22 protein-coding genes and 1 pseudogene are annotated in these 24,214 nt (G+C 61.8%); 11 read left to right on the top strand and 12 right to left on the bottom strand.

The window, feature by feature from the left end; all coding sequences use genetic code 11:
- Positions 1-14 precede the first annotated feature (14 nt).
- The gene (locus tag AC3WK8_RS02780) at positions 15-374 is read left to right on the top strand and encodes a hypothetical protein (RefSeq protein ID WP_103324035.1); all 360 of its coding nucleotides are present in this window, start codon (positions 15-17) and stop codon (positions 372-374) included.
- Between the two features lie 180 nt (positions 375-554).
- Positions 555-1,253: a hypothetical protein gene (locus AC3WK8_RS02775; protein WP_022640764.1), complete on the top strand. Its 699-nt coding sequence runs from the start codon at positions 555-557 to the stop codon at positions 1,251-1,253.
- 66 nt (positions 1,254-1,319) lie between these two features.
- On the opposite strand, the gene glyA is transcribed toward AC3WK8_RS02775, so the two are convergent.
- The gene (glyA, locus tag AC3WK8_RS02770; protein WP_085594903.1) at positions 1,320-2,675 is read right to left on the bottom strand and encodes a serine hydroxymethyltransferase; all 1,356 of its coding nucleotides are present in this window, start codon (positions 2,673-2,675) and stop codon (positions 1,320-1,322) included.
- A gap of 509 nt (positions 2,676-3,184) precedes the next feature.
- Here glyA and AC3WK8_RS02765 point away from each other — a divergent pair.
- Both AC3WK8_RS02765 and AC3WK8_RS02760 read left to right on the top strand, forming a co-directional pair.
- Complete coding sequence (locus AC3WK8_RS02765; RefSeq protein WP_103324036.1) at positions 3,185-3,787, top strand: helix-turn-helix transcriptional regulator; 603 nt, start codon at positions 3,185-3,187, stop codon at positions 3,785-3,787.
- Entirely contained in the window at positions 3,774-4,649 is an 876-nt protein-coding gene (locus tag AC3WK8_RS02760) for a queuosine precursor transporter (protein ID WP_085594899.1), read from the top strand. The genes AC3WK8_RS02765 and AC3WK8_RS02760 overlap by 14 nt, the downstream gene beginning before the upstream one ends.
- A 99-nt stretch (positions 4,650-4,748) precedes the next feature.
- Here the strand turns inward: AC3WK8_RS02760 and AC3WK8_RS02755 are convergent, their stop codons facing one another.
- From AC3WK8_RS02755 to hmpA, 8 genes are all read right to left on the bottom strand, one after another.
- A complete protein-coding gene (locus AC3WK8_RS02755) occupies positions 4,749-5,303 on the bottom strand; it encodes a cytochrome b (RefSeq protein WP_103324037.1) in 555 nt (184 codons plus the stop codon).
- A 144-nt stretch (positions 5,304-5,447) separates the two neighbouring features.
- Positions 5,448-6,335, bottom strand: a complete 888-nt coding sequence (gene cyoE / locus AC3WK8_RS02750; RefSeq protein ID WP_085594894.1) for a heme o synthase — start codon at positions 6,333-6,335, stop codon at positions 5,448-5,450.
- A 10-nt stretch (positions 6,336-6,345) separates the two neighbouring features.
- Complete coding sequence (gene cyoD / locus AC3WK8_RS02745) at positions 6,346-6,687, bottom strand: cytochrome o ubiquinol oxidase subunit IV (protein WP_022640772.1); 342 nt, start codon at positions 6,685-6,687, stop codon at positions 6,346-6,348.
- Positions 6,688-7,314 (bottom strand): cytochrome o ubiquinol oxidase subunit III, encoded by a 627-nt coding sequence (locus AC3WK8_RS02740; protein ID WP_103324038.1) that lies wholly within the window; start codon positions 7,312-7,314, stop codon positions 6,688-6,690.
- A gap of 3 nt (positions 7,315-7,317) precedes the next feature.
- Positions 7,318-9,336 carry a cytochrome o ubiquinol oxidase subunit I gene (gene cyoB, locus AC3WK8_RS02735; RefSeq protein ID WP_068588657.1) on the bottom strand — a complete coding sequence of 673 codons (2,019 nt, stop codon included), beginning with the start codon at positions 9,334-9,336 and terminating at the stop codon, positions 7,318-7,320.
- A gap of 3 nt (positions 9,337-9,339) precedes the next feature.
- Entirely contained in the window at positions 9,340-10,284 is a 945-nt protein-coding gene (gene cyoA, locus AC3WK8_RS02730) for a ubiquinol oxidase subunit II (protein WP_031320464.1), read from the bottom strand.
- A 795-nt stretch (positions 10,285-11,079) separates the two neighbouring features.
- On the bottom strand, positions 11,080-11,589 hold the full coding sequence (locus AC3WK8_RS02725) for a disulfide bond formation protein B (RefSeq protein WP_085594892.1): 510 nt from the start codon (positions 11,587-11,589) through the stop codon (positions 11,080-11,082).
- Positions 11,590-11,972: 383 nt separating this feature from the next.
- A complete protein-coding gene (gene hmpA, locus AC3WK8_RS02720; RefSeq protein WP_103324039.1) occupies positions 11,973-13,154 on the bottom strand; it encodes an NO-inducible flavohemoprotein in 1,182 nt (393 codons plus the stop codon).
- A 154-nt stretch (positions 13,155-13,308) separates the two neighbouring features.
- Here hmpA and norR point away from each other — a divergent pair, with 154 nt between their 5' ends.
- The 5 genes from norR to AC3WK8_RS02695 all read left to right on the top strand — a co-directional run bounded on the left by norR (position 13,309) and on the right by AC3WK8_RS02695 (position 17,715).
- Positions 13,309-14,862 carry a nitric oxide reductase transcriptional regulator NorR gene (norR, locus tag AC3WK8_RS02715; RefSeq protein ID WP_085594888.1) on the top strand — a complete coding sequence of 518 codons (1,554 nt, stop codon included), beginning with the start codon at positions 13,309-13,311 and terminating at the stop codon, positions 14,860-14,862.
- A 136-nt stretch (positions 14,863-14,998) separates the two neighbouring features.
- Positions 14,999-15,901, top strand: coding sequence for a chemotaxis protein CheV (locus AC3WK8_RS02710; RefSeq protein WP_022640779.1), 903 nt, complete (start codon positions 14,999-15,001; stop codon positions 15,899-15,901).
- A 3-nt stretch (positions 15,902-15,904) separates the two neighbouring features.
- Positions 15,905-16,384: a GNAT family N-acetyltransferase gene (locus AC3WK8_RS02705; RefSeq protein ID WP_022640780.1), complete on the top strand. Its 480-nt coding sequence runs from the start codon at positions 15,905-15,907 to the stop codon at positions 16,382-16,384.
- A gap of 163 nt (positions 16,385-16,547) precedes the next feature.
- Positions 16,548-16,874, top strand: a complete 327-nt coding sequence (locus AC3WK8_RS02700; protein WP_022640781.1) for a hypothetical protein — start codon at positions 16,548-16,550, stop codon at positions 16,872-16,874.
- 91 nt (positions 16,875-16,965) lie between these two features.
- Positions 16,966-17,715, top strand: a complete 750-nt coding sequence (locus tag AC3WK8_RS02695) for a YkgJ family cysteine cluster protein (RefSeq protein WP_103324040.1) — start codon at positions 16,966-16,968, stop codon at positions 17,713-17,715.
- A 30-nt stretch (positions 17,716-17,745) separates the two neighbouring features.
- On the opposite strand, the gene AC3WK8_RS02690 is transcribed toward AC3WK8_RS02695, so the two are convergent.
- The 3 genes and pseudogenes from AC3WK8_RS02690 to AC3WK8_RS02680 form a co-directional block, all read right to left on the bottom strand.
- Positions 17,746-18,801, bottom strand: a complete 1,056-nt coding sequence (locus AC3WK8_RS02690; protein ID WP_404942589.1) for a methyl-accepting chemotaxis protein — start codon at positions 18,799-18,801, stop codon at positions 17,746-17,748.
- Positions 18,802-19,047: 246 nt separating this feature from the next.
- Positions 19,048-19,329, bottom strand: a pseudogene (locus AC3WK8_RS02685) (PAS domain-containing protein); the annotation flags it as partial.
- A gap of 157 nt (positions 19,330-19,486) precedes the next feature.
- The gene (locus AC3WK8_RS02680) at positions 19,487-19,732 is read right to left on the bottom strand and encodes a hypothetical protein (RefSeq protein ID WP_085594878.1); all 246 of its coding nucleotides are present in this window, start codon (positions 19,730-19,732) and stop codon (positions 19,487-19,489) included.
- A 224-nt stretch (positions 19,733-19,956) separates the two neighbouring features.
- Here AC3WK8_RS02680 and AC3WK8_RS02675 point away from each other — a divergent pair, with 224 nt between their 5' ends.
- Positions 19,957-21,117: an efflux RND transporter periplasmic adaptor subunit gene (locus tag AC3WK8_RS02675; RefSeq protein ID WP_103324042.1), complete on the top strand. Its 1,161-nt coding sequence runs from the start codon at positions 19,957-19,959 to the stop codon at positions 21,115-21,117.
- Positions 21,114-24,209, top strand: a complete 3,096-nt coding sequence (locus AC3WK8_RS02670; protein WP_103324043.1) for a multidrug efflux RND transporter permease subunit — start codon at positions 21,114-21,116, stop codon at positions 24,207-24,209. Before AC3WK8_RS02675 ends, AC3WK8_RS02670 begins: the two co-directional genes overlap by 4 nt.
- The last annotated feature ends 5 nt before the right edge of the window (positions 24,210-24,214 follow it).

Raw genomic sequence — 24,214 nt, 5'->3', positions numbered from 1 at the left:
CAAGGACGCTGAAAATGATCAACATTCTCCAGGGCACGCCTCTCTGGGTGTATGCGGTCTTCGCCATGATCCTCTACTACGGCTTGCGCGCTCGCTTCGGCAGCCGTGAAAGCCTGGGCTCGCTATTGATTGCGCCCTTGATCCTGCTGGTATGGTCGTTGTGGTCGATGAGCCTGGGTGGGCATCCCCTGTTGGCCCTGGGAGCCTGGACCGCTGGTGCGGTGCTGGGCAGCCTGGTGGCCATGCTGCTGTTCTCCACGTTCGGCGCGGTACTGGATTCGGGCCGCGCGGCTGCAGGCTTCACCGTAGGGCTGTTCTGGGGCCGGGCACTCAAGTTGTACCGCCACTTGCGAATCCTGCAGGCCAGGCACTGAATCCAGCGGGAGACAGGGGCCGGGGAATCTTCCCCGGCCAGACCGGTCTGTAGGGACGGCCAGCACCTCCGGGCGCTTGGTCCGTGACAATGGCCGTGCGCTCCAATAGATTAGGCGCCCCCGAAAATCCCCCCGGGGTTTTCGCGCCTCAAACCTGTCAAACCAAGTAGTGGATGTTCAATGCCTGATTCCAACACCGAAGAATCCGTAATCGCCTTGTCGAACAAGACCGAGTACGAAAACGCCATGCATCTTTCCCAGCATGTCTCCCAGGCCAAGACCATCAGCGAGATGGTGCTCGACGCCTTCCAGAGCTCGAAAGAAAGTGACCAGATTCGCGAACTGCGCGCCGCCATTCGCCAGGCACACGACAGCTTTGACGACGATACCGCCTATGAACTCATGGGCCAGCTCAAGCAACTCAAGGATGCCGAAGCGGCGGACCTGGCCGCCCTGGAGGACCTGAGCAAGAAATTCCCCATCAGCCGGATTCTCTCCAGCTACAAGGACGACCCGGACTTCCAGGAACTGGTCTATGGCCTGGCGCTCAAGGTGCTGAACCAGACCCACCAGGCCATCAGCAACCCGAGCGGCAAAAGCAAGGCATCGCGGCCCAAGAAGGAAATGGAAGTGTTCGCCATCAGCAAGGACGGCATCAGCGTCACCCTGCCGATGCGCCCGCGCTCCAAGGCCAATGCCGACCGCGAAGCCTTCGAGTTCCTGGGCTTCAGCTTCATCGGCGAAGGCGAAGAGGCCGAGCTGGAAAGCGAGGTGTTCGTCGACAACCTGGGCAACGAACAACCGGCCACCCGCAAGAACATCGTCACCGCGATCCAGCAGCAGACCGCGTTCGCCGGCTACAGCGCCATCCAGCAGTAAACCGATGCCCGGCCGACCGGCCGGCTGGCAGCCCCGTATTCACGACGAAGGCGGGGCTTGTCCCTCTCAACGATCCCCATACTCGACAATCGGGTACATCGCGCACAGCGCCTCGGTCTGCCGCCGGAACTGCTGCTGCAAGGCAGGCTCCAGGATGTATTGCTGCCCACCGTGGGGCTTGACCTGATCCAGTATCCGACACATCAGGTCGACGAGCTCGCGACATCCCTGGGAGTCCAGGTAGCGCTGGGCAATGGAGCCGGTGCCAATGCACAGGCCATTGGCGGCGAATGCCGAACGGATCTCTCCCGGCCCACGTTTCTTGCTGACGATGATTGCGCACTTCTCGAGCGCCGATTCGGCGATGGAGCCGCTGATGCCTCCATGCAAGCGCAGCAGGATGGTGTGATTCTCCGTGCCGCCGCCCACGACTTCATAGTCCCGCTCCATGAATGCATCGGCCATTTCATCGGCGATGGTGCGTACCCGCCCCATGTAGGCATCGAACTGCACCGACTTGGCATAACCCAGCGCGGCCGCCTTGGCGGCGATCATGTTGACCGCCGGCGCCCCCTGCATCCCGGGAAACACGGCCTGGTCGAGCACTCGACGAAAGCTCGACCTGAGGCCCGGCACCTTGGTGTCGGCATCGCGTCCCGAGAGAATCAACCCGCCGCGAGGCCCGCCGAGCTGCCTGTGGGTACAGCAAGTAGTGACGTGAGCCGCATCGATCGGGCTCGGATGACGCCCGGTGGCTACCAGCCCGGCGATATGGGAAATGTCGGCCAGGAGAATGGCTCCGGCCTCATCGGCGATGGCACGAAAGCGCTGGAAGTCGACGATCCGTGAATAGGCCGTCGCCCCACAGATGATGATGCGCGGACGATGGGCCAGGGCCAGTTGCCGTACTTGCTGGTAGTCGATGGCGCCCTGGGCCGTGGTGCCATAGCGGATCGCCTTGTAGTGGACGCCGCTGAACGCCAGGGAACTGCCATGGGTCAGGTCGCCACCATGGTCCAGGGCCATGCCGAGGATGGTGTCGCCGGGCTCGGCCAGGGCCGAAAGGACCTGGTAATTGGCATTGGAGGCCGAGTGCGATTGCACGCCGGCATACTGGGCAGCGAACAGTTCCTTGGCTCGGCGGATCGCCAGGGATTCCACCAGGTCGGCGTTTTCGCAACCGGCATGATGGCGTCGACCGGGAGTGCCCTCGACGGTGACGTTGAGCAAGGCCGAGGCAGATGCCGCCAAGGTCCGGGGGCCCGCCGCGCAAGAGGATGAAACCAAGGACAACGTGCGGTGTTGGCGTGTGATTTCCGCATCCAGGATGCTTGCCAACTCGGCGTCTTCAGTTCGTAATTCGGCCAGGCCACGTCGCAACAGGTCTGCCTGGGTCCTGAGTGGTTCAGTATCGGCTGCCATGGTTCTCTGTCCCTTCCTTGTGTGTCGCATGCCACGAACGAAGGCACGCTTCCTGGGTTTTACGTTCGTTTGGGCACAACGGGCTATCCATCCCTGACGATGACTGTACGAGATGTAACAAAATTAATCAAAAAAATGAACATAAGCTAAATTAAATGAGGCTTTTCTTGAGAGGTCGAAATGACATCGACCTTGCCTTGTGTTCAGGTTTGTCATCAGGGTCATGACGCCGCGCCTCGAGAGCTGTATGGTCACGGCCGGCTCCCACGCCGCCTTTCTCCCCTGAACCAGCAATCCGGCCGTTTCCAAGGGATTTGATCGCCCTGGATATCGACCATCAAGGATTCCAGGAGGAACGCGGCACGCAAGGGAGCACTAGCGAGCTGACAGAAATTGCCAAAATTGCCCTGGCAGGACTCGTGCCAGCGTCAGGCAGTTGTCCCCAGGCACTGCACGATCGCTATGCAGGACTCGAGGGATCAGGACCAAAAGGAAGTGGTGAGCAACTGATGCACAAAAGAGAAAGAACAGAGCATTTAAAGAGCAACATCAAGTACCTGATAAAAAGTCGTGGTGAGACACAACTGTCCTTGTGCAACGCCAGCGGCCTGACCAGAACGACCATCTACAACATCCTGGAAGGCAAGGTCAGCAACGTACAGCAGTCCACCATCCGGAAAATCTCCGACTTCTTCGGCGTTTCCTATGAAGAGATAGAAACTGTCGACTTCGAGGAAAAGGAGATCATCGAGAGCAGTATCTCCCCTCAAGGAAACATGAACCCGGCAGCCGTTCCGATCATCAAGGAGAGGCTGCTGATGGCCAGCATGGGAAAGCGAATTGGCGAGCTGGTCACGCTTTACCCATTGACCTACTACTTCGGCACTTCCGCTAACCTGATAGCCGTGTTGCTGGAGAATGAAATTCCAGGCGTGAATGAAGCCGGCGACCTGTTGATCGTGCAAAAAGGTTCATCGAGTGACGACAAGGAAAAGCTGATCTACGACAAACTGACAACAAAGCTTCTGATATCGAATGATGCTCGCTCCGACTCGGACCGCATGATCGTAGTCGGCGATGTCATCGAGGAGCGGTTCCATGTCGGCCTTTGAAATTGACAACAGCAAATACAAGCTCCTGGGATTCGATAACAACAAGAAGCTTGCGATAATCATGATCATCGCAACCGGCAAGGTTATCAAAATCAAACTAAGCGAAGTCTTGAACAGCGAAATAATAGACAACCTGAACAAGATAGAAATCAAGAATCTTTATCGAAAATTCTACTCCCAAGGAGATAGTCTCACTGCCTATGACTTGAATGACCGCCATGAAACCTCATGGATGATCTATATAACCCTGAATCTGCTGCTCGTTACCTTCTATATCTTCACCAGCATCGCCGCAACCAAGCCGATCTACCTGGAATCGCTGGGCATCGTCATCACTCCAGGAACCTTTCTTTACTCCCTGACCTTTTTGATCGTTGACCTGCTAAACGAAAACTTTGGGCTCCGCCTGGCAAGAAAAGCCATTTTCTTCGCGTTCGCCAGTACCTCCACCGTATTCATTCTCCTCTATGGCTCGACCTTCCTCCCTGGTCTGCCCGGCTGGAAATTCGACTCGCCTTATAATGATGTGATCACCCAGGTATCGTCCGTACTGGTGGCGTCATCCATCTCATTCCTTGTTTCGGAAAACATAAACTCCTATTTACTGTGCAAAATAAAAGAACTGACGAACTCCAGATTCCTGTTCCTGCGAATATTCTTGAGTACCTTCTTTGCAGTGATCATCGATAGTTTTCTATTCTGCTACATCGTCTTTTATGGGCTGATGCGCAACGCTGACATCCTCAACATGGTTCTCTTGCAGATCGCGATCAAGGTGTTTTTTGCACTCTTCAATATCTTGCCCGCTTATGGCGCAAGGTCATTGCTCAGTAAGTACATGACCAGCAGCCAGGCAAGATAAGAACGCTTGAACAGTGCCCTGAATGCCCAACAATGACGGCCAGTAAAAAACCCCGCACTTCTCTCGAAGGCGGGGTTTTCCTGCTGCAGGTTAAAATACTCAAACCGCAGAGGCATTGCCCAGCATACGACGCAGGATATGCCCCTGGCCCTTGGCACAGTGCAAGATCAACGCCGCGACATGGCCAAGGATCAACACCAGCAAGATCCAGCCCAGGAGGCTGTGGAAGTTGTTGCCCAGGTCGGTCATCCACTGGATCTTCGGCCCTTCGAAGCCACTCATTACCGGCAGGCCGAAGGCGGAGAAAGCGCGCCCCGAACCGTACTGGCGCAGCAGGCCGAGAAACGGAATGGCGAACATTCCCACATATAGCAGCCCATGCCCCAGCGTTGCCGCGAGGTTGAGGCTCGGTGGCCGCCGACGGCGATTCAACAGGCTCCACAGCACCCTCGCCAGCAACAGGGCCATCAGCAGCAGGCCCACCTGCTTGTGGGTCGGCCAGAGGAACTCGTCCAGGGCCGAATCAGCCAGCAGGTAATGCGCACCGGCAGTGCTGTAGATCCAGGCGAAGGCCAATGCCATGGCCCAGTGCAATCCGCGACTGACGGCGCCGTAGCGCTGCTTCGAGTCGTATAGTTCGATACCGCGTTCCATTCCATCCACTCAGGTTCATCACGAGCGGCGCATTTTACCCGCCCAGGCAAAAGCTTCGGGCCTAAAGCTTTAAATGATGTGACCGCCATGAAATGAAAAAGCCCCGCGCTTCTTGCGAAGGCGGGGCTTTTTCGTGGCCCGGGCTTAGTGGGCGTAGGTCAGCAGCAACTCGGTCGGGGCCTTGAAATCCACCGACATCATCACGCTCAGCGCGGTGATGGTGAAGATCGAGAACACGAAGAGCTTGCGGGCCCATACGGTGTCATCCACCGCCTTGTAGCCGGTCCAGGCCATGTACAGCCAGTACATGCCCATCGCCGCCGCTACCGCCATGTAGCCCATGCCGGCATACCCGCTGAAAGTCAGCATCAGGGTCGCCACCAGGAACGCCAGGATGTAGAGCAGGATGTGCTTCTTGGCCACGCGAATACCGCGCTTGACCGGCAGCACCGGGATCGATGCGGCCAGGTAGTCGTTGAAGCGGAAGATCGCGATGGCGTAGGAATGCGGCATCTGCCACAGGCTGAACATCACCAGCAGGGTCAACGCGGCCATGTCGAAGCTGTTGCTCACGGCCACGTAACCGATCACCGGCGGCATGGCCCCGGACAGGCTGCCCACCAGCGTGCCGTGAACCGACTTGCGCTTGAGGTACAGGCTGTAGAGGCCAACGTAGATGACAAAGCCGATTACCGCGAACAATGCGGCCAACGGGTTGGCCACGTAGTACAGCAGGGCGACGCCGGCGACACCGAGGAGGGAGGCATAGACCAGGGCCACTTCCAGGGAGATCAGGCCCTGGACCAGCACGCGGTTCTTGGTGCGCTCCATCTTCAGGTCGATGTCACGGTCGATGCAGTTGTTGAACACGCAACCGGACGCTACCACCAGCGAGGTGCCGATCATGGCGGCCAGGAAAATGGCCAGATCGACATGCCCCTTCGAGGCCAGGAAGAACCCGCCTGCCACCGAAAGCACGTTACCGAAAATGATCCCCGGTTTGGTGATTTGGATAAAGTGCTTGAGCGACATCGGGTCTACCTCACTTCGCCATCATGACGGTGTGGATGCTGAACATGATCCACAACGACAGACCAACCAGCAGGACAATGACCAACGCGGCGAAGATGAACGCCACCACGTTGTTGCGCTGTGCCGCGGAACGGTCCAGGTGCAGGAAGTACACCAGGTGCACCAGCACCTGGATCACCGCGAACGCCAGGACGATCCACAGGGTCACGTCTTTAGGCAGCGATGGGTACATCACCAGGCCGAACGGGATCAGGGTCAGGATGACCGACAGGATGAAGCCGATGGCGTAGGACTTGACGCTGCCGTGGCCGGCTTCGTCGTGGCCATTGTGGGAATGTGATGCGTTAGCCATTTACATAGTCCCCATCAGGTAAACAACGGTGAATACGCAGATCCACACAACGTCCAGGAAGTGCCAGAACAGGCTCAGGCAGCTCAGACGGGTCTTGTTGGTCGCCGTCAGGCCTTTTTTCTGCACCTGGTACATCATGATTGCCATCCAGATCAGACCGCTGGTCACGTGCAGACCGTGGGTACCGACCAGGGTGAAGAACCCGGACAGGAAGCCGGAACGGCTAGGGCCGTAGCCTTCGGAGATCAGCAGGTGGAACTCGTAGATCTCCATGCCGATGAAGCCCAGGCCGAACAGGAACGTCATGGCCAGCCAGCCCAGAACCTGCTTCTTGTTGCCCCGGAAGAACGCCAGCATGGCGAAGCCGTAGGTGATCGAACTGAACAGCAGCAGAGCGGTTTCGCCCAGTACATAAGGCAGTTCGAAGATGTCGTGGCCCGACGGGCCACCCGCTACGTTGTTAACCAGTACCGCGTATACCGCGAAGATCGACGCAAACAGAATGCAGTCGGTCATCAAGTAGAGCCAGAAACCGAATACGGTCATCTCGCCCGAGTCGTGGTGATGGTCATCGTGCCCATGGTCATGACCATGGGCGTGTCCAGCATTGGTCACTAAGTTCGACATGGATTAAGCCTGTTCCAACGAGGTTTCAACACGGGTAGCCGGGATCTTCTTCTCCGATACCAGACGCTTGTGCTGCTCGGCTTCGATGCGCTCGATCGTCTCGACCGGCACCATGTAGCCTTGATCATCACGGGCAGCGTGGATCGCGAAATAGATCACGGTGCCGGCCAGGCTTGCGATGGCCATCCACCAGATGTGCCAGATCATGGCGAAACCGAACACGGTCAGCAGAGCCCCCATGACCAAACCGGTAGCGGTGTTGTTGGGCATGTGGATCGGCTGGTAGCGGCCAGGCTGCTCGTAGGCAGTGCCGTTTTCCTTGGCTTCGGTGAACGGATCGATACCTTCGGCTTTCGGCAGTACCGCGAAGTTGTAGAACGGAGGTGGCGACGAGGTCGACCATTCCAGGGTGTGGGCATTCCACGGGTCGCCCGATACACACATGTTCTGCTTGCGATCACGCACGCTGACGTACAGCTGGATCAACTGGCAGGCGATACCCACGGCGATCAAGACTGCACCCACCATGGCGACGTACAGGTACGGCACCCACTCTGGGTTGGTGGTGGCGTTCAGGCGACGGGTCATGCCCATGAAGCCCAGTGCATAGAGCGGCATGAACGCGACGAAGAAGCCCGAGATCCAGAACCAGAAGGCAGCCTTGCCCCAGCCTTCATGCAGCTTGAAGCCGAAGGCTTTCGGGAAGTAGAAGCCGAAGCCGGCGATGTAACCGAATACCGCACCGCCGATGATCACGTTGTGGAAGTGCGCGATCACGAACAGGCTGTTGTGCAGAACGAAGTCGGCACCCGGGATGGCCAGCAGTACGCCGGTCATGCCGCCGATGGCGAAGGTCACCATGAAGCCCAGGGTCCACAGAACCTGGCTGGTGATGCGCAAGCGGCCGTGGTAGATGGTGAACAGCCAGTTGAACAGCTTCACCCCGGTCGGGATGGAGATCAGCATGGTCGCCAGGCCGAAGAAGGCGTTGACGCTGGCACCCGAACCCATGGTGAAGAAGTGGTGCAGCCAGACCATGAAGCCCAGGATCGAGATCGCGCCGGAAGCGTAGATCATCGAATGGTGGCCGAACAGGCGCTTGCCGGAGAAGGTCGAGATGACTTCGGAGAAGATACCGAACGCCGGCAGGATCAGGATGTACACCTCGGGGTGACCCCAGGCCCAGAACAGGTTCACGTACATCATCGGATTGCCACCAAGTTCATTGGTGAAAATGTGGAAATCCATGTAGCGGTCAAGCGTCAGCAGCGCCAGGGTAGCGGTCAGGATCGGGAACGAAGCCACGATCAGCACGTTGGCCCAGGTGCAGGTCCAGGTGAAGATCGGCATGTCCATGATCTTCATGCCCGGGGTACGCATCTTCAGTACGGTGGCCAGGAAGTTGACCCCCGTCAGCGTCGTCCCTAGACCTGAAAGCTGTAGCGCCCAGATGTAGTAGTCCATACCCACGCCAGGACTGTATTGCAGGCCCGACAGCGGCGGATAGGCAACCCAGCCGGTCTTGGCGAATTCGCCAACGCCCAGGGACAGGTTGATCAGCACGACGCCGGAAACCAGCAGCCAGAAGCTCAGGGAGTTGAGGAATGGATAGGCCACGTCGCGAGCGCCGATCTGCAGCGGCACGACGAGGTTCATCAGGCCGGTGAAGAATGGCATCGCCATGAAGATGATCATGATCACACCGTGGGCGGTGAAGATCTGGTCATAGTGTTCAGGTGGCAGGTAACCAGGCGAACCCTCGGTGGCCAGGGCCAGCTGGGAACGCATCATGATGGCGTCGGCAAAGCCACGCAGCAGCATGACCATGGCAACGATGATGTACATCACGCCGATTTTCTTGTGGTCGACCGAAGTCAGCCACTCGGACCACAGGTAGGTCCATTTCTTGAAATAGGTGATACCCGCGACGACCGCCAGACCACCCAGCGCGATCATGGCAATGGTCACCATGACAATCGGCTCGTGGAACGGTATCGCGTCCAGACTTAATTTACCAAACATCGTTTACTCCTCTGCCCCGGCAGCTGAATGCGAGCTCATGTCCATTCCCTGCGAAGTGGCCACTTCTTTCTCTTTCTTCTCGTGCTTGAGCGGCTTGCCTGGAGTCATACCTTCATACTTGTCGACGATGGTCTGAAACAGGTTTGGCGCGTACGAGGAGTAGAGCTCCACAGGGTTGTTCTGGCTTGGCTTGGAAAGGGCCGCGTATTCAGCTGTGTCCAGCTGTTTAGGTGCCTTCTTGGCTTCGTTTACCCAGGCGTCGAACTCTTCCTGGCTGGTTGCGATCGCTTTGAACTTCATGCCGGTGAAACCCGCGCCGCTGTAGTTGGCGGAGATACCTTCAAGTTCGGTGTTCTGGTTGGCAATCAGGTGCAGCTTGGTGGTCATGCCCGCCATTGCGTAGATCTGGCCGCCCAGGCCCGGGATGAAGAACGAGTTCATCACGGTGTCGGAGGTCACGCGGAAGTTGACCGGGGTATGGGCCGGGAACACGATCTTGTTGACCGTGGCAATGCCCTGCTCCGGATAGATGAACAGCCATTTCCAGTCCATCGCGACCACTTCGATGGTCACCGGCTTGACGTCGGACTCCAGCGGACGATAAGGGTCCAGGGCGTGGGTCGACTTGTAGGTCACATAGCCCAGGGCCAGGATGATCATGATCGGCACGGCCCATACGGCCACTTCGATCTTGGTGGAGTGGGACCACTTCGGCGCGTAGGTCGCGTTCTGGTTGGAAGCACGATACTTCCAGGCGAAAGCGAAGGTCATGAGAATGACCGGCACCACCACCAGCAGCATCAGGATGGTTGCAGTGATGATCAGGTTTCGTTCGTCCAGACCGACCTGACCCTTGGGATCAAGCAAGGTCCATTTGCAGCCCCCCAGCATCAACATGCTGAGCAGCGGCAATAAGCCTAGTAATCTGGGGTACCTGTTTTTACTCATCTCACGACCTCTAAAGCAGCTTGCGCAATGCAGTTGGGTTTTGATCGCCAACACTTCACCCTGCCAAGGGTTGGCATTTTTCTTCAATTGAATAAGGGCCTGCCCGTTGCGGTGAAACGCTCAACGACACATCCCGGGCTAGCAGTGGTTCTTATTCGATCTCGTGGTCAAAGGCCTTGTTACAGACCAATTCCATTTGGTGCGGAAGTTAGGAAGGCGCCGACACCTGCAGTCGCATGGAGCGCTCAATCCACTCCTCGACCATCCTCGTGTGCTCAGGGGTGAGCAGCGTCGGAAATTCAGTGCGGGCGATTGTAGATATGTCGCGTTTTATAAACCATGTCTTATCCCGAAATAATTTTTATCGCTGACCGCAACAATCCCACATGATTGTTACGAAGACCCGCAATCATATCGATTTTCATTCGCAACAAAAACCCCAGAAAAGCCCCTCATGCCAGTATCGGCAAGCGCCTGAAAAAGTCGCTGAAAGCCGCCATCCGTATGGCTCAGCCCTTGTAAAACGGGGTCTGTGAAGAATTGTATAGATAGCAGGCTATGGTTTTTTTCGACATTGCCGGCATACACAAACTGACAGGCTCGAATTGAACCAGTTGGGGAAATTGCAGTCTCTTGAAACCATTCCCTTGCCTCTCTGCGGCTGCGACAGTGTGACAACATGTCGCACTTTTGTTGCCCCCTGGCTTGCCGCAAATCACGGACTTTTCAGGCACCTCATGCGCGACATGAAAAAGCCCCGGCTCCTCCACAGGAACCGGGGCTTTTGCAAGACGATCAATAGGTTTTCTTGCGATTGCGCACCACGCCCAGCGGTACCAGGATCACTGTCAGCACGAACGCCAGCAACGCCCACTGGGCCAGGGACAGGCCAAGGATCGGTGGGTACGGCGTGGAGCAGAAACCATCGACCTGGAAACCCAGGGGAAAGATGCTCGCCAGCGGCAGGCTGTCGACGATCGGCTGCAGTACATCGATGCCACAGCTCACCGCCGGATAGAACTGGGTGTACACATGGTGCCCGGCCACCCCCGCGCCGGCGATGGCGCAGATGACCACCAGGGTCTCCATGATGGTGACGCCGCGGCGCGAGCCCAGGGCCGCACCGATGAAGGCGAAGAGCGCGATCAGCAACAAGGCGTAGCGTTGCAGGATGCACAGCGGACAAGGCGCCTCGCCCAGCACCACCTGCATGTACAAGGCACCACCGATCAGTGCCAGGCAGATCACCCCCAGCAGTACCAGGAAGCGTCGTTCACGCCCCAAACGCAGTCTGTCGTCACTCATCCCTATTCCTTTTTCTGTGTGTTGCAGCGGCCCGCCCGCCTCTATCGCGGCGGCGCGCTGTGAAATTGCCAAATGGCCGGTTCGCCGTCGCAGTGCTCGGAAGTCTACACGCTGAACATGACCTTTGAATGCACGGCTTGCAGGCTGCAAGCCAAGGCCTGCCGGGCGAGCGACGCAATCGAACGGCTCGCCCGGGCAATCGCGCCCCGGACGATATCGCAGGCAATTAACGACAGGCAGGTTAAGTCGGGATTAACCCGGCAGCCGCCCTTCCAAGGTCGGCCAATAGGTCTGGAGATTGCCGGCGCCACATGGTGGCTGGAATGCACATGGCGGGCGCCGGCAAGCGGCCCCTGGAGGACAGGAGCCGGCAGGCGGGAGGGTTATTCCAGGGCCGCGGCCGGGCCGAAGAACTCGTAGCGGCTCTGCTGCTCAGGAATGCCCAGGGCCTTCAGGTGGCGCTTGATCGCGGCCATGAAGCCCTTGGGCCCGAGGAAGTAGGCATCCAGGTCGCGCTGCTCGGGCAGCCACTGCGCCAGCTGGTCCTGGGTCAACAGGCCCAGGTTGTCGGCCGCCGGGCTGACGCCATCATCCTCGGCATAGCAGTAGAAACGCTTGAGCTGTGGATAACGTTCAGCCAGGGCGTCGACCCACTGGCGGAAGGCATGCACCTGGCCGTTGCGCGCACAATGAATGAAGTGCACCGGACGCTCGGTAGCCAACGCTGCCTCCAGCATCGGCAAGGTCGGGGTAATGCCGACGCCCCCACTGATCAGCACCAGCGGCTTGTCGCTGGCCTGCAGGGTGAATTCCCCGGCAGGCGGGAACAACATGATGCTGCTGCCCACCGGGCATTGGTCATGCAGGTAGTTGGAGGCCACGCCACCGGCCTCGCGCTTGACGCTGATGCGGTACTGGCCCTGGTCGGACAAGGCCGACAGCGAGTAATTGCGGCGAATTTCCTGGCCATCGATGAACAGTTGCAGGCCGATGTACTGGCCCGGTTCGGCGGCGAGGATCGGCCCCTGGTCGGCCGGCTCGAAATACAAGGAAGTGATTTCCGCGCTTTCCTGCACCTTGCGCACCAACTTGAACTCCCGGGCACCACGCCAGCCGCCCGGGGCCTGGGCCTTCTCGTCGTAGATGGCCGCCTCGGCGCCGATCAGGATGTTCGCCAGCTGGTTGTAGGCCGCGGCCCAGGCATCGATGACCTGCTGGGTGGCGATCTCGCTGCCCAGCACTTGCGCAATGGCCCGCAACAGGCAACTGCCGACGATGGGGTAGTGCTCCGGCAGGATCTGCAGGGCGACGTGCTTGTTGATGATCTTGGCGACCAGGTCTCCCAGCTGGTCGAGCTGGTCGATGTGCCGGGCGTACATCAGCACGCCATTGGCCAGGGCCCGGGGCTGGTCGCCGCTGGCCTGGTGGGCCTGGTTGAACAGTGGGCGGACTTCTGGATACTCCGAGAGCATCATCCGGTAGAAGTGGGTGATCAGGGCCTCACCACCGCTTTCCAGCAGGGGCACGGTGGATTTGATGATGGCGCGATCTTGGACGCTTAGCATGGGACAACTCCTGGACTTATGACTGCTTGCAGGTTTCCCTTGTCCAATCAGTATTCGTGCCAAGATAAAAATCATTTAAATTCAACAAGTTAAAAACATCGTAGTCATAAAGACCCCAATGAATTTATAGTCGTAACGACTACTAGGAGTCTTTATGACTGCAAAAGCCCTGCTCACCACGCTGCTGCCCCTGGTCACCGACCTGTCCCGGGAATTGCCGGAAGGCGAGCGCTATCGACGCCTGCTGGAGGCCCTGCGCGTGCTCCTGCCTTGCGACGCCGCCGCGCTGTTGCGCCTGGATGGCGAGTGGCTGGTGCCGCTAGCCGTCGATGGCCTGAGCACCGACACCCTGGGCCGTCGCTTCAAGGTCAGCGAACACCCGCGTTTCGCCGCGTTGCTGGCCAGCCCGGGGCCAACCCGCTTCGCCAGCGACAGCCAGCTACCCGACCCCTACGACGGTTTGGTGGAAGGGCTCGACGAACACCTGGAGATCCACGATTGCATGGGCTGCCCACTGTTCGTCGACGAACGCCCATGGGGCCTGCTGACCCTCGACGCGCTGGATCCGCAACGGTTCGAACCCATCGAGCTGGATGCCCTGCAGGCATTCGCCAGCCTGGCCGCGGCCACCGTCAGCGCCGCCGAACGCATCGAACGCCTGGCCCAGCGAGCGGAGAACGAGCACCAGCGCGCCGAGGTGTATCGCCAGGCCAGCGGCCAGCATCGGGAAATGATCGGCCAGAGCAAGGCCCACAAGCACCTGATGGAAGAAATCGCCCTGGTGGGCAGCAGCGACCTGACGGTCCTGATCACCGGAGAAACCGGGGTCGGCAAGGAACTGGTGGCCCAGGCCATCCACGCCGCCTCGCTACGCGCCGACCAGCCGCTGGTCAGCCTCAACTGCGCGGCCCTGCCGGATACCCTGGTGGAAAGCGAACTGTTCGGCCATGTCCGGGGCGCCTTCACCGGCGCCACCCAGGACCGCCAGGGCAAGTTCGAGCTGGCCAACGGCGGCACCCTGTTCCTCGACGAAGTGGGCGAATTGCCGTTGCTCGTCCAGGCCAAGCTGTTGCGCGTGCTGCAAAGCGGCCAGTTGCAGCGCCTGGGCTCGGACAAGGAGCATCGGGTGGACGTGCGCCTGATCGCCGCGACCAATCGCGACCTGGCCCAAGAGGTGCGCAACGGCCGCTATCGTGCCGACTTCTACCATCGCCTGAGCGTTTATCCACTGCGCGTCCCGGCGTTGCGCGACCGTGGCCGCGACGTGCTGCTGCTCAGCGGCTACTTCCTGGAGCAGAACCGTTCGCGCATGGGCCTGGGCAGCCTGCGCCTGAGCGCCGATGCCCAGGCCGCATTGCTGGCCTACCACTGGCCGGGCAACGTCCGCGAGCTGGAGCACCTGATCGGCCGCAGCGCCCTCAAGGCCTTGGGCAACCACCGGCAGCGGCCGAAGATCCTCAGCCTCGACGCCGCGGACCTGGACCTGCCCCATGCAGGCGAAAAACCCGGCGTGGCCGCCCAAGCAACGCCGCCGGCCATGCCACTGGCGGCTTCCGGGGACCTGCGCCAGGCCACCGAGCACTACCAGCGCCAGTTGATCGACGCCTGCCTGCAACGGCACCAGCACAACTGGGCCGCCGCCGCCCGTGAGCTAGGCTTGGACAGGGCCAACCTGAGTCGCCTGGCCAGGCGCCTGGGGCTCAAATGAGCGCACCCGGGGCGGCGCTTGCGACGAGCCGGATCGGCCAATCCGGCTAAAGCCCGTCCTGAAAACGTCGATAACCCGTTATCCATGGTTGTCCGTGGCTCGATCCACGCGCCAATTCTTCAAGAAGAAGGTTTTTATGTCCTCCAACAAAGCCCGCGCAGATTCGCTTTCGCTTCTGCTGTTTACCTTGCGCAGCGGCAAGCTGATGGCCATCAACCTGCTCAAGGTCAGCGAAATCATTCCCTGCCCGCCCCTGACCAAGCTGCCTGAATCCCATCCCCATGTGAAAGGCATCGCCACTTTGCGCGGCAACTCGCTGTCGGTGATCGATCTCAGCCGGGCCATCGGCGAGCGTCCCCTGGCCGATCCGGACGCCGGCTGCCTGATCGTCACCGACGTCAGCCGCTCCAAGCAGGGCCTGCACGTACAGGCCGTGAGCAAGATCGTGCACTGCCTGACCACCGATATCCGTCCGCCGCCCTACGGCTCGGGCGGCATCAAGTCCTACATCACCGGGGTGACCCAGGTGGACGGGACCCTGGTGCAGGTGCTGGACATCGAGAAGGTGATCCATGGCATCGCCCCGGCCCAGATCGAGATGGCCCCCACCGAATTGAGCATGGAAGACGCCGATGCCCTGGGCAACGCGCGCATCCTGGTGGTGGACGACAGCCAGGTGGCGCTGCAGCAATCGGTGCACACCCTGCGCAACCTCGGCCTGCAATGCCACACCGCCCGCAGCGCCAAGGAAGCCATCGACTGCCTGCTGGAGCTGCAAGGCACGGCCAACGAAATCAACCTGATCGTCTCGGACATCGAAATGTCCGAGATGGACGGCTATGCCCTGACTCGGACCCTGCGCGAGACCCCGGACTTCGCCCACCTGTATGTGCTTCTGCATACCTCCCTGGACAGCGCGATGAACAGCGAGAAGGCGCGCCAGGCCGGGGCCAATGCGGTGCTGACCAAGTTCTCCTCGCCGGAGCTGACTCGCTGCCTGATCGATGCGGCCAAGGCCATCGCCGCCCACGGAGCCTGAACCGTGGAAGAACGCTATTGCCTGTTGATGCGCCGCGACCTGAGCGGCCCGCAGCTCGCCCCTCGATGGCCGGCCGGGGTCAGCCTGAGCCACTACAGCCCGGATCTCGCACCAGAGGTGCATCATTTGATGCAGCTGGGTTACCTGGACGGCGGCGGCCGCGTCCCGGACCTCGATACCTGGCGCAAGGCCTTCGAGACCGATGCCGAATACGATCCTGAACTCTGCCTGGTGCTCCAGGAGGCCGGCCGGGTCATAGGCGTGGCCCAGTGCTGGACCAGCGCCTACCTCAAGGACCTGGTGGTGCATGCCGACGCACGCGGCCGAGGCCTGGGCCGGGCCCTTTTGCAACAGGTGTTCGTGATGTTCGCCGAACGCCGGGAAGAGCGGCTCGACCTCAAGGTGCTGGAAGACAACCTGCGCGCCCGCCGCCTGTACGACAGCGCCGGCATGCAAGTGGTCCGCCGCGAGCTGGTGCCATAGGCAAACTTACGCCGACACGCACGGCCTGTAGCCACTGCTGAGCCTGCGAGGCCGCGACCAGACCCGCAAGACCTTCGCCCTCCCCTCCTGTCGCCTGCGACAGCAGCGAACCACAGGCCGTCGCCGGGGTCCATCTGGGTACCACGCCTTGAGATCGCGCTCCATGAACCACAAGACCCTGGCCCTGCTCTGTCTCGTCGCCGTCTCTGGCTCGGCCCACGCTTCCAGCGACCAGGCCTGGGCCGAACTGGAGCAGGCCATGCAGCGCGCCTGCGTCCAGGCCAGCGGCCTGAAAGACGCCAAACCGCTGGGCCCCGGAACCCAGTTCGACGACCGGGTCGGCTATAGCGCCCTGTTGCTCCAGGGCCAGTATCCACAGAAGCACATGCGGGGCCGCAACGGCATCGAGCTGTGCCTGTACCACCGGCCAAGCCGCAAGGCGGTGGTCAGCGAATGGGACAGCATTGGCCCAGCGCTCAAGAGCCGTTGACTGGCGCATAACTTGCTTCGCCAGGGCCATTCGCAGCGTCGAACAACAGAAAGCCGACGCGCCCTTTCGATCCGCTTTGGTTGCTCACACCATGAACACTCGGTTTTCCTGCGTAGGCTGTGGCAAGTGCTGCCACGACCACCATGTTCCCCTGACTCTCGCCGAAGCCCGGGCCTGGGCGGCCGATGGCGGCCAGGTGATCGTGCTGGTGGAAGCCTTCCTCGGCAATGGCCTGGGTCTGCCGGCACAGCAGCGCGACCATGCCCAGCGCCGTTCCTGCCGGGTGCCCAGCGGTAGTACCGATGCCTATGTGGCGATCACCTTCGCCGCCTATAACGTCGGCCCCTGCCGGAATCTTGACGAAGACCAGCTGTGCCGCATCTATGAGCGCAGGCCGTTGGTGTGCCGCATCTACCCCATGGAGATCAATCCGCACATTCCTCTGGTTCCCACGGCCAAGGAGTGCCCGCCGGAATCCTGGGAACAGGGCCCGCAATTGATCCTCGGCGGACAATTGGTGGATGAGCAACTGGCCGAACTGATCCAGCACTCGCGCCAGGCCGACCGGGATGACATCCAGGCCAAGCAAGCCATCTGCGCGCGACTGGGCATCCGCACCACGGCGCTCAAGGGGGACGGCTTTACCGCCTACCTGCCGGACATGGGCGCCCTGTCCCAGGCCATCGACCAGCTCCAGGCCAACCCGCTCACAGCGCCGGAACAAGCCTGGCGCTTCCACCTGTCCAACGAACAAGTCGCCGCCGAGGTCGCGGCCAGTGGCGCCCAGGTGGCCAGCGATACGCCCTTGGACTACGCCTTCATCCCGCTGCGGGCCGCCTGAACCCGGCGCCTGGCGGCATCGAGACGCGGCTCAGGCGCGCTTGTGCCAGAACTCCAGGGCCAGTTGGCGCAGATCCCCTGCCAGGCCGGCCACGTCGCCGGAGTTCACATGGCTGAGCTGGCCGGCATGGACGGTCGCCTCGCAGGCATTGCGAATGCCGATGATATTGCGGTTGATGTCCTCGCTCACCGCGCTCTGCTCTTCCACTGCCGCGGCGATCTGCAAGCTCATCTCGGTGATCTGGTTGACCCGCTGGCTGATGCCGTCCAGGGCCACCGCCGCACGCTGGGCCTGGTCGACGCTGCTTTCCACATGCAGGCTGCTGTGCTGCATGGCCTCGACGGCGTTGCGCGCACCGTTTTGCAGGGTGCTGATCATGCGCTGGATCTCATTGGTGGAATCCTGGGTCCGCTGGGCCAACCCGCGCACCTCGTCGGCCACCACGGCGAAACCGCGGCCCTGCTCCCCGGCGCGCGCCGCCTCGATCGCTGCATTCAGGGCCAGCAAGTTGGTCTGCTCGGCGATGCTGCGGATCACCTCCAGCACCCCGGAAATGTCGATGCTGTGGCTTTCCAACTGATGGATGACTTCAGTGGCCCGCTCCAGCTCGTTGGCCAGGCGCAGCACCGCGCTGCGGCTTTCCCCCACCAACAGGTGGCCCTCGCGGGTTTCGCTCTCCGCCTGGTCGGCCGCCACCGAAGCCTGCTGGGCATGGGTGGCCACCTCGGCCACGCTGGCCGCCATCTGGTTGATGGCCGCCGCTACCTGATCGGTTTCCGCCTGCTGCTCCAGGGTGCTGTTGTGGCTGCAATGCAAGTGTTCCACCAGCTCGGACGCATGCCCGGCCAGGCGCTGGGAAGCGTCGCCGATACGCCCCACCACCGCGCCGACCTGGGCCTCGAGCATCTGCAGGGCGAACTCGATACGCCCGAACTCGTCCATCCGCCCGGTATAGATGCCCTGGCTCAAAGGGTTGTCGCCGATCTGCCGGGCCCGTTGGTTCAGGCGCCCCAGTGGCCGCAACTGCCAGCCGACACCCAACGAACCCAGGCAGCATCCCAGGGCCACCGCCGCGCCCTGGTACATCCATGACTGGGGCAACAGCCACACCGAGATGCCGAAGGTGCCGATGAAACTGGCGCTGATCCAGGCCCAGAGGCGCAAGCGCAGGCTCATTACCGGCAGCAGGTTCCACCAGGACGGCCCCGGGTCGTTCAGGCGGCCATAGGCTCGCTCGGCGGCCTGCACCTGTTGCGGGCTGGGCTTGGTCCGCACCGATTGGTATTCCACCGCCTGGCCGTCGCGGGTCACGGGGGTGACGTAGGCGCTGACCCAATAGTGATCGCCGTTCTTGCAGCGGTTCTTCACCATGCCCATCCACGAACGGCCGCGCTTGAGGGTCCCCCACATATGGGCGAACGCCGCCTTCGGCATGTCCGGATGACGCAACAGGTTATGGGGAGAGCCCAACAATTCCTCACGGCTGTAACCACTGATATTGATGAAATCAGGGTTGGCGTAGGTGATCGCGCTGGTCAGATCGGTGGTCGAGAGGATGTTCGCATCAGGGGCAAAGTCCACGTTTCGCCCAGTAACCGGAAGGTTGATCTTCATGGATAGCGCGCTCGTAATTGTTGGGTGGAGTCAGCAGGGCTGCTGACTCTAAGCGCACTGAAAGCACAAACACTGATCCAGCTCAGTTTTAAAGCAATTAGCCATCATCGTGCTTGAAAAGCGTAAATGGCTGCTTTATCCGCGAATGTCGGCGATCTCAGCGTTTGCCCATGGAGCGTCGAGTGCCCGGAGGCGCTACACCGGGGGTCTTGGCGTGGTAGTCGCCGGCACCGTTGCGATAGCTGGGCTGGCTCGCGTTTTTGGCCGCCAGGAATTGCGCAGGCTTGAAAGGAAACTTGAACGCCGGGATCGCGGCCTTGCCGTCGCTGTCGCTGGCGACCGACTCAGCCACAGGCTCGGTGTGCGAAACCGCATTGATATCGGGCTGTACGGGGGATGTCATGGAAACTCCGGGGAGATAGGACACCCGGGACCAGGAACGGACCACGGGGAGCGGCAGTATACCTGCAGGGCCCAGGACTTTGAGCGTGGCGACAGCGCCCATCGAGGACTTTTCTGACAGCGCTGACAGCTGGCCGTCACGCTGCTGACCCGCTCGCCGGAATATAACTGTCCACAGATCCTGGCCATCCTTCCGACATCACTACCCCCCCGGCGCCTCTCTCCATGTCCATCGCCAAGAAAACCGCCGTCACCGCCGCCCTGCTCGTGGTCCTCGTCGCCATTGGGGCGTGGCTCCTGTACCGGCCGACGAGCGCCAGGTCGGCCACCCCCACGGCGATTCCGGTGCGGGTGGTGGAAGTGCTCCGCCAGGACCTGCCGGGCTATACCAGCGGCATCGGCACGGTGCTGTCGCTGCACAGCGTGGTCATCCGGCCCCAGGTGGATGGCATCCTCACCCGGTTGCTGGTCAAGGAGGGGCAACTGGTCAAGGCCGGCGACCTGCTGGCCACCATCGACGACCGGGCGATCCGTGCCGCCCTGGACCAGGCCCGGGCCCAACTGGCGCAGAACCAGGCGCAGCTCCAGGTGGCCCAGGTCAACCTCAAGCGCTACAAGCTGCTGTCGGTGGATGACGGGGTTTCCAAGCAGACCTACGACCAGCAACTGGCCCTGGTCAACCAACTCAACGCCACGGTCCAGGGCAACCAGGCGGCCATCGATGCCGCCCTGGTACAGCTCTCCTACACCCAGATCCGCTCTCCAGTTACTGGGCGAGTGGGTATTCGTACCGTGGATGAAGGCAACTTCCTGCGCATGACCGACAGCCAGGGCCTGTTCTCGGTGACCCAGATCGACCCCATCGCCGTGGAGTTTTCCCTGCCCCAGCAGATGCTGCCCACCCTACAAGGCCTGATCCAGGCCCAGGATCCAGCGGCGGTCGAGGCCTACCTGGGGGCCGACGGCGACCACCCCGGGGCGCTGCTGGGCAACGGCCACATGACCCTGATCGACAACCAGATCAACAGCGATACCGGCACCCTGCGCGCCAAGGCCGAGTTCGCCAATGCTCGCCAGGCGCTCTGGCCCGGGCAACTGGTGACGGTGAAGATCCAGACCGCCCTGGACCAGGGCGCGCTGACCGTACCGCCGACCGTGGTCCAGCGCGGCCTGGACCAGCGCTTCGTGTACCGGCTCAAGGGCGACAAGGTGGAAGCGGTGCCGGTGCAGGTGCTGTATCAGGACAGCACCCTGAATATCATTTCCGGGGTCCAGGCCGGCGATGTGCTGGTCAGCGACGGCCAGTCGCGGCTCAAGCCCGGCGCGCTGGTCCAGGTGGTGGGCGATCCGCCGCAGGTGGCCCAGGCCCAGGAGTCCAGGCCATGAAAGGCCATGGCTCGATTTCCGCCTGGTGCGTCGACCATCCAGTGGCCACCGTCCTGTTGACCTTCGCCCTGGTGCTGCTGGGGCTGATCGCCTTCCCGCGCCTGCCGGTGGCACCACTGCCGGAGGCCGAGTTCCCCACCATCCAGGTCTCGGCGGCCTTGCCCGGGGCCAGCCCGGACACCATGGCCTCCTCGGTGGCCACGCCCCTGGAAGTGCAATTCAGCGCCATCCCCGGCATGACCCAGATGACCTCCAGCAGCGCCCTGGGTACCAGCCTGCTGACCTTGCAATTCACCCTGGACAAGAGCATCGACACCGCCGCCCAGGAAGTGCAGGCGGCGATCAACACCGCTGCCGGCAAGCTGCCCAAGGACATGCCCACGCTACCTACCTGGAAGAAGGTCAACCCGGCGGACAGCCCGGTGCTGATCCTCAGCATCAGCTCCACGCAGATGCCCGGGACCGAACTGAGCGACTACGCCGAGACCCTGCTGGCCCGGCAACTCAGCCAGATCGACGGGGTCGGCCAGATCAACATCACCGGCCAGCAGCGCCCGGCCATCCGGGTCCAGGCCTCGGCGGACAAGCTGGCGGCCATCGGCCTGACCCTGGCCGACATCCGCCTGGCAATCCAGCAGACCAGCCTCAACCTGGCCAAGGGCGCACTGTACGGCGCCTCGAGCATCTCCACCCTGTCCACCAACGACCAGCTGTTCCATCCCGAGGAGTACGGCCAGTTGATCGTGTCCTACAAGAACGGCGCGCCAGTGCGCCTGCAGGACGTGGCCCGGGTGGTGGATGGCCCGGAAGACGCCTATGTCCAGGCCTGGTCCGGCGACCAGCCCGGGGTCAACCTGGTGATCTCGCGCCAGCCGGGCGCCAACATCGTCGAGACCGTGGACCGGATCCAGGCCGCCCTGCCGGGCCTGGAGGCGATGCTGCCGGCCTCGGTGCAGGTCAAGGTGCTGGTGGACCGCACCCAGACCATCCGCGCTTCGCTGCATGAAGTGGAGATCACCCTGCTGATCGCGGTGCTGCTGGTGGTGGCGGTGATGGCGCTGTTCCTGCGCCAGTGGTCGGCGACCCTGATCGTCTCGGCGGTGCTGGGGGTGTCGCTGACCGCCAGTTGCGCGCTGATGTACGTGATGGGCTTCAGCCTGAACAACCTGACCCTGGTGGCCATCGTCATCGCCGTGGGGTTCGTGGTGGACGATGCCATCGTGGTGGTGGAGAACATCCACCGGCACCTGGAAGCCGGCGATGGCATGCGCGAAGCGGCGATCAAGGGCGCCGGGGAAATCGGCTTCACCGTGGTGTCCATCAGCTTCTCCCTGGTGGCGGCGTTCATTCCGCTGCTGTTCATGGGCGGCGTGGTAGGCCGGCTGTTCAAGGAGTTCGCCCTGACCGCCACCTCGACCATCATGATCTCGGTGGTGGTCTCGCTGACCCTGGCGCCGACCCTGGCCGCGCTGTTCATGCGGGCCCCGGTGCATCCGCCCCATGGCAAGCCGGGTTTCGGCGAGCGCCTGCTGGCCCTGTACGAGCGCGGCCTGCGCCGAGCCCTGGCGCACCAGAAGCTGATGCTGGGCATCTTCGCCCTGACCCTGGGCATGGCCATCGCCGGCTACATCCTGATTCCCAAGGGCTTCCTCCCGGTGCAGGACACCGGTTTCGTCCTCGGCACCACCGAGGCCGCGGCGGATATCTCCTATCCGGACATGGTGAAGAAGCACCAGGCCCTGGCCGAGATCGTCGCCGCCGACTCGGCGGTGCAGGCGTTCTCCCATTCGGTGGGGGTGTCCGGCAGCAACCAGACCATCGCCAACGGCCGCTTCTGGATCTCGCTGAAAAAACGCGGCGAGCGGGACGTCTCCGCCAGCGCCTTCATCGATCGCATCCGCCCGCAATTGATGAAGGTGCCGGGCATCACCCTCTACCTGCGGGCCGGCCAGGACATCAACCCCAGCTCGGGCCCCAGCCGTGCCCAATACCAGTACGTGCTCAAGAGCAACGACGGTGCGACCCTGGCCACCTGGACCCAGCGCCTGACCGAGAAACTGCGCGGCAACCCGGCGTTCCGCGATATCTCCAACGACCTGCAGCTGGGCGGCAGCATTACCCACATCAATATCGACCGGGTCGCCGCCGCTCGCTTCGGCCTGACCGCCAGCGATGTCGACGAGGCGTTGTACGACGCCTTCGGCCAGCGCCAGATCAATGAGTTCCAGACCCAGGTCAACCAGTACAACGTGATCCTGGAGCTCGATACCCAACAACGCGGCAAGGCCGAGAGCCTCGACTACTTCTACCTGCGCTCGCCCCTGACCGGGCAGATGGTCCCGCTTTCCGCCCTGGCGCGCTTCGATGCGCCCACCGTAGGCCCGCTGTCGATCGCCCACGACGGTATGTTCCCGGCGGCCAACCTGTCGTTCAACCTTGCTCCCGGCGTGGCCTTGGGCGATGCGGTGATCCTGCTCGACCAGGCCAAGCGCGAGATCGGCATGCCGGCAGCCATCAGCGGCAACTTCCAGGGTGCGGCCCAGGCGTTCCAGAGCTCCCTGGCCAGCCAGCCGTACCTGATCCTGGCGGCGCTGGTGGCGGTCTACATCATCCTCGGGGTGTTGTACGAGAGCTTCGTGCATCCTTTGACCATCATCTCCACCCTGCCCTCGGCGGGCCTGGGCGCCCTGCTGATGCTCTGGCTGTGTGGCCAGGACTTCTCGATCATGGCGCTGATCGGCCTGGTGCTGCTGATCGGCATCGTCAAGAAGAACGGCATCCTGATGATCGACTTCGCCCTGGAAGCCCAGCGCCATGGCGGCTTGCCTGCGCATGAGGCGATCCACCAGGCCTGCGTCACGCGCTTCCGGCCGATCATCATGACCACCCTGGCCGCCCTGCTCGGCGCCCTGCCACTGATGCTCGGCTACGGCACCGGCGCGGAGTTGCGCCAGCCCCTGGGCATCGCCGTGGTCGGCGGCCTGCTGGTGAGCCAGGCGCTGACGCTGTTCACTACCCCGGTCATATACTTGTGGCTCGAGCGGCTGTTCCACCGGCCACGACCGGCCCTGGCGCCAGCAACCAATTCCTGAGGCGG

The sequence above is a fragment of the Pseudomonas sp. FW507-12TSA genome (assembly GCF_058781435.1).
This window is presented reverse-complemented; position numbering and strand designations above follow the sequence as displayed.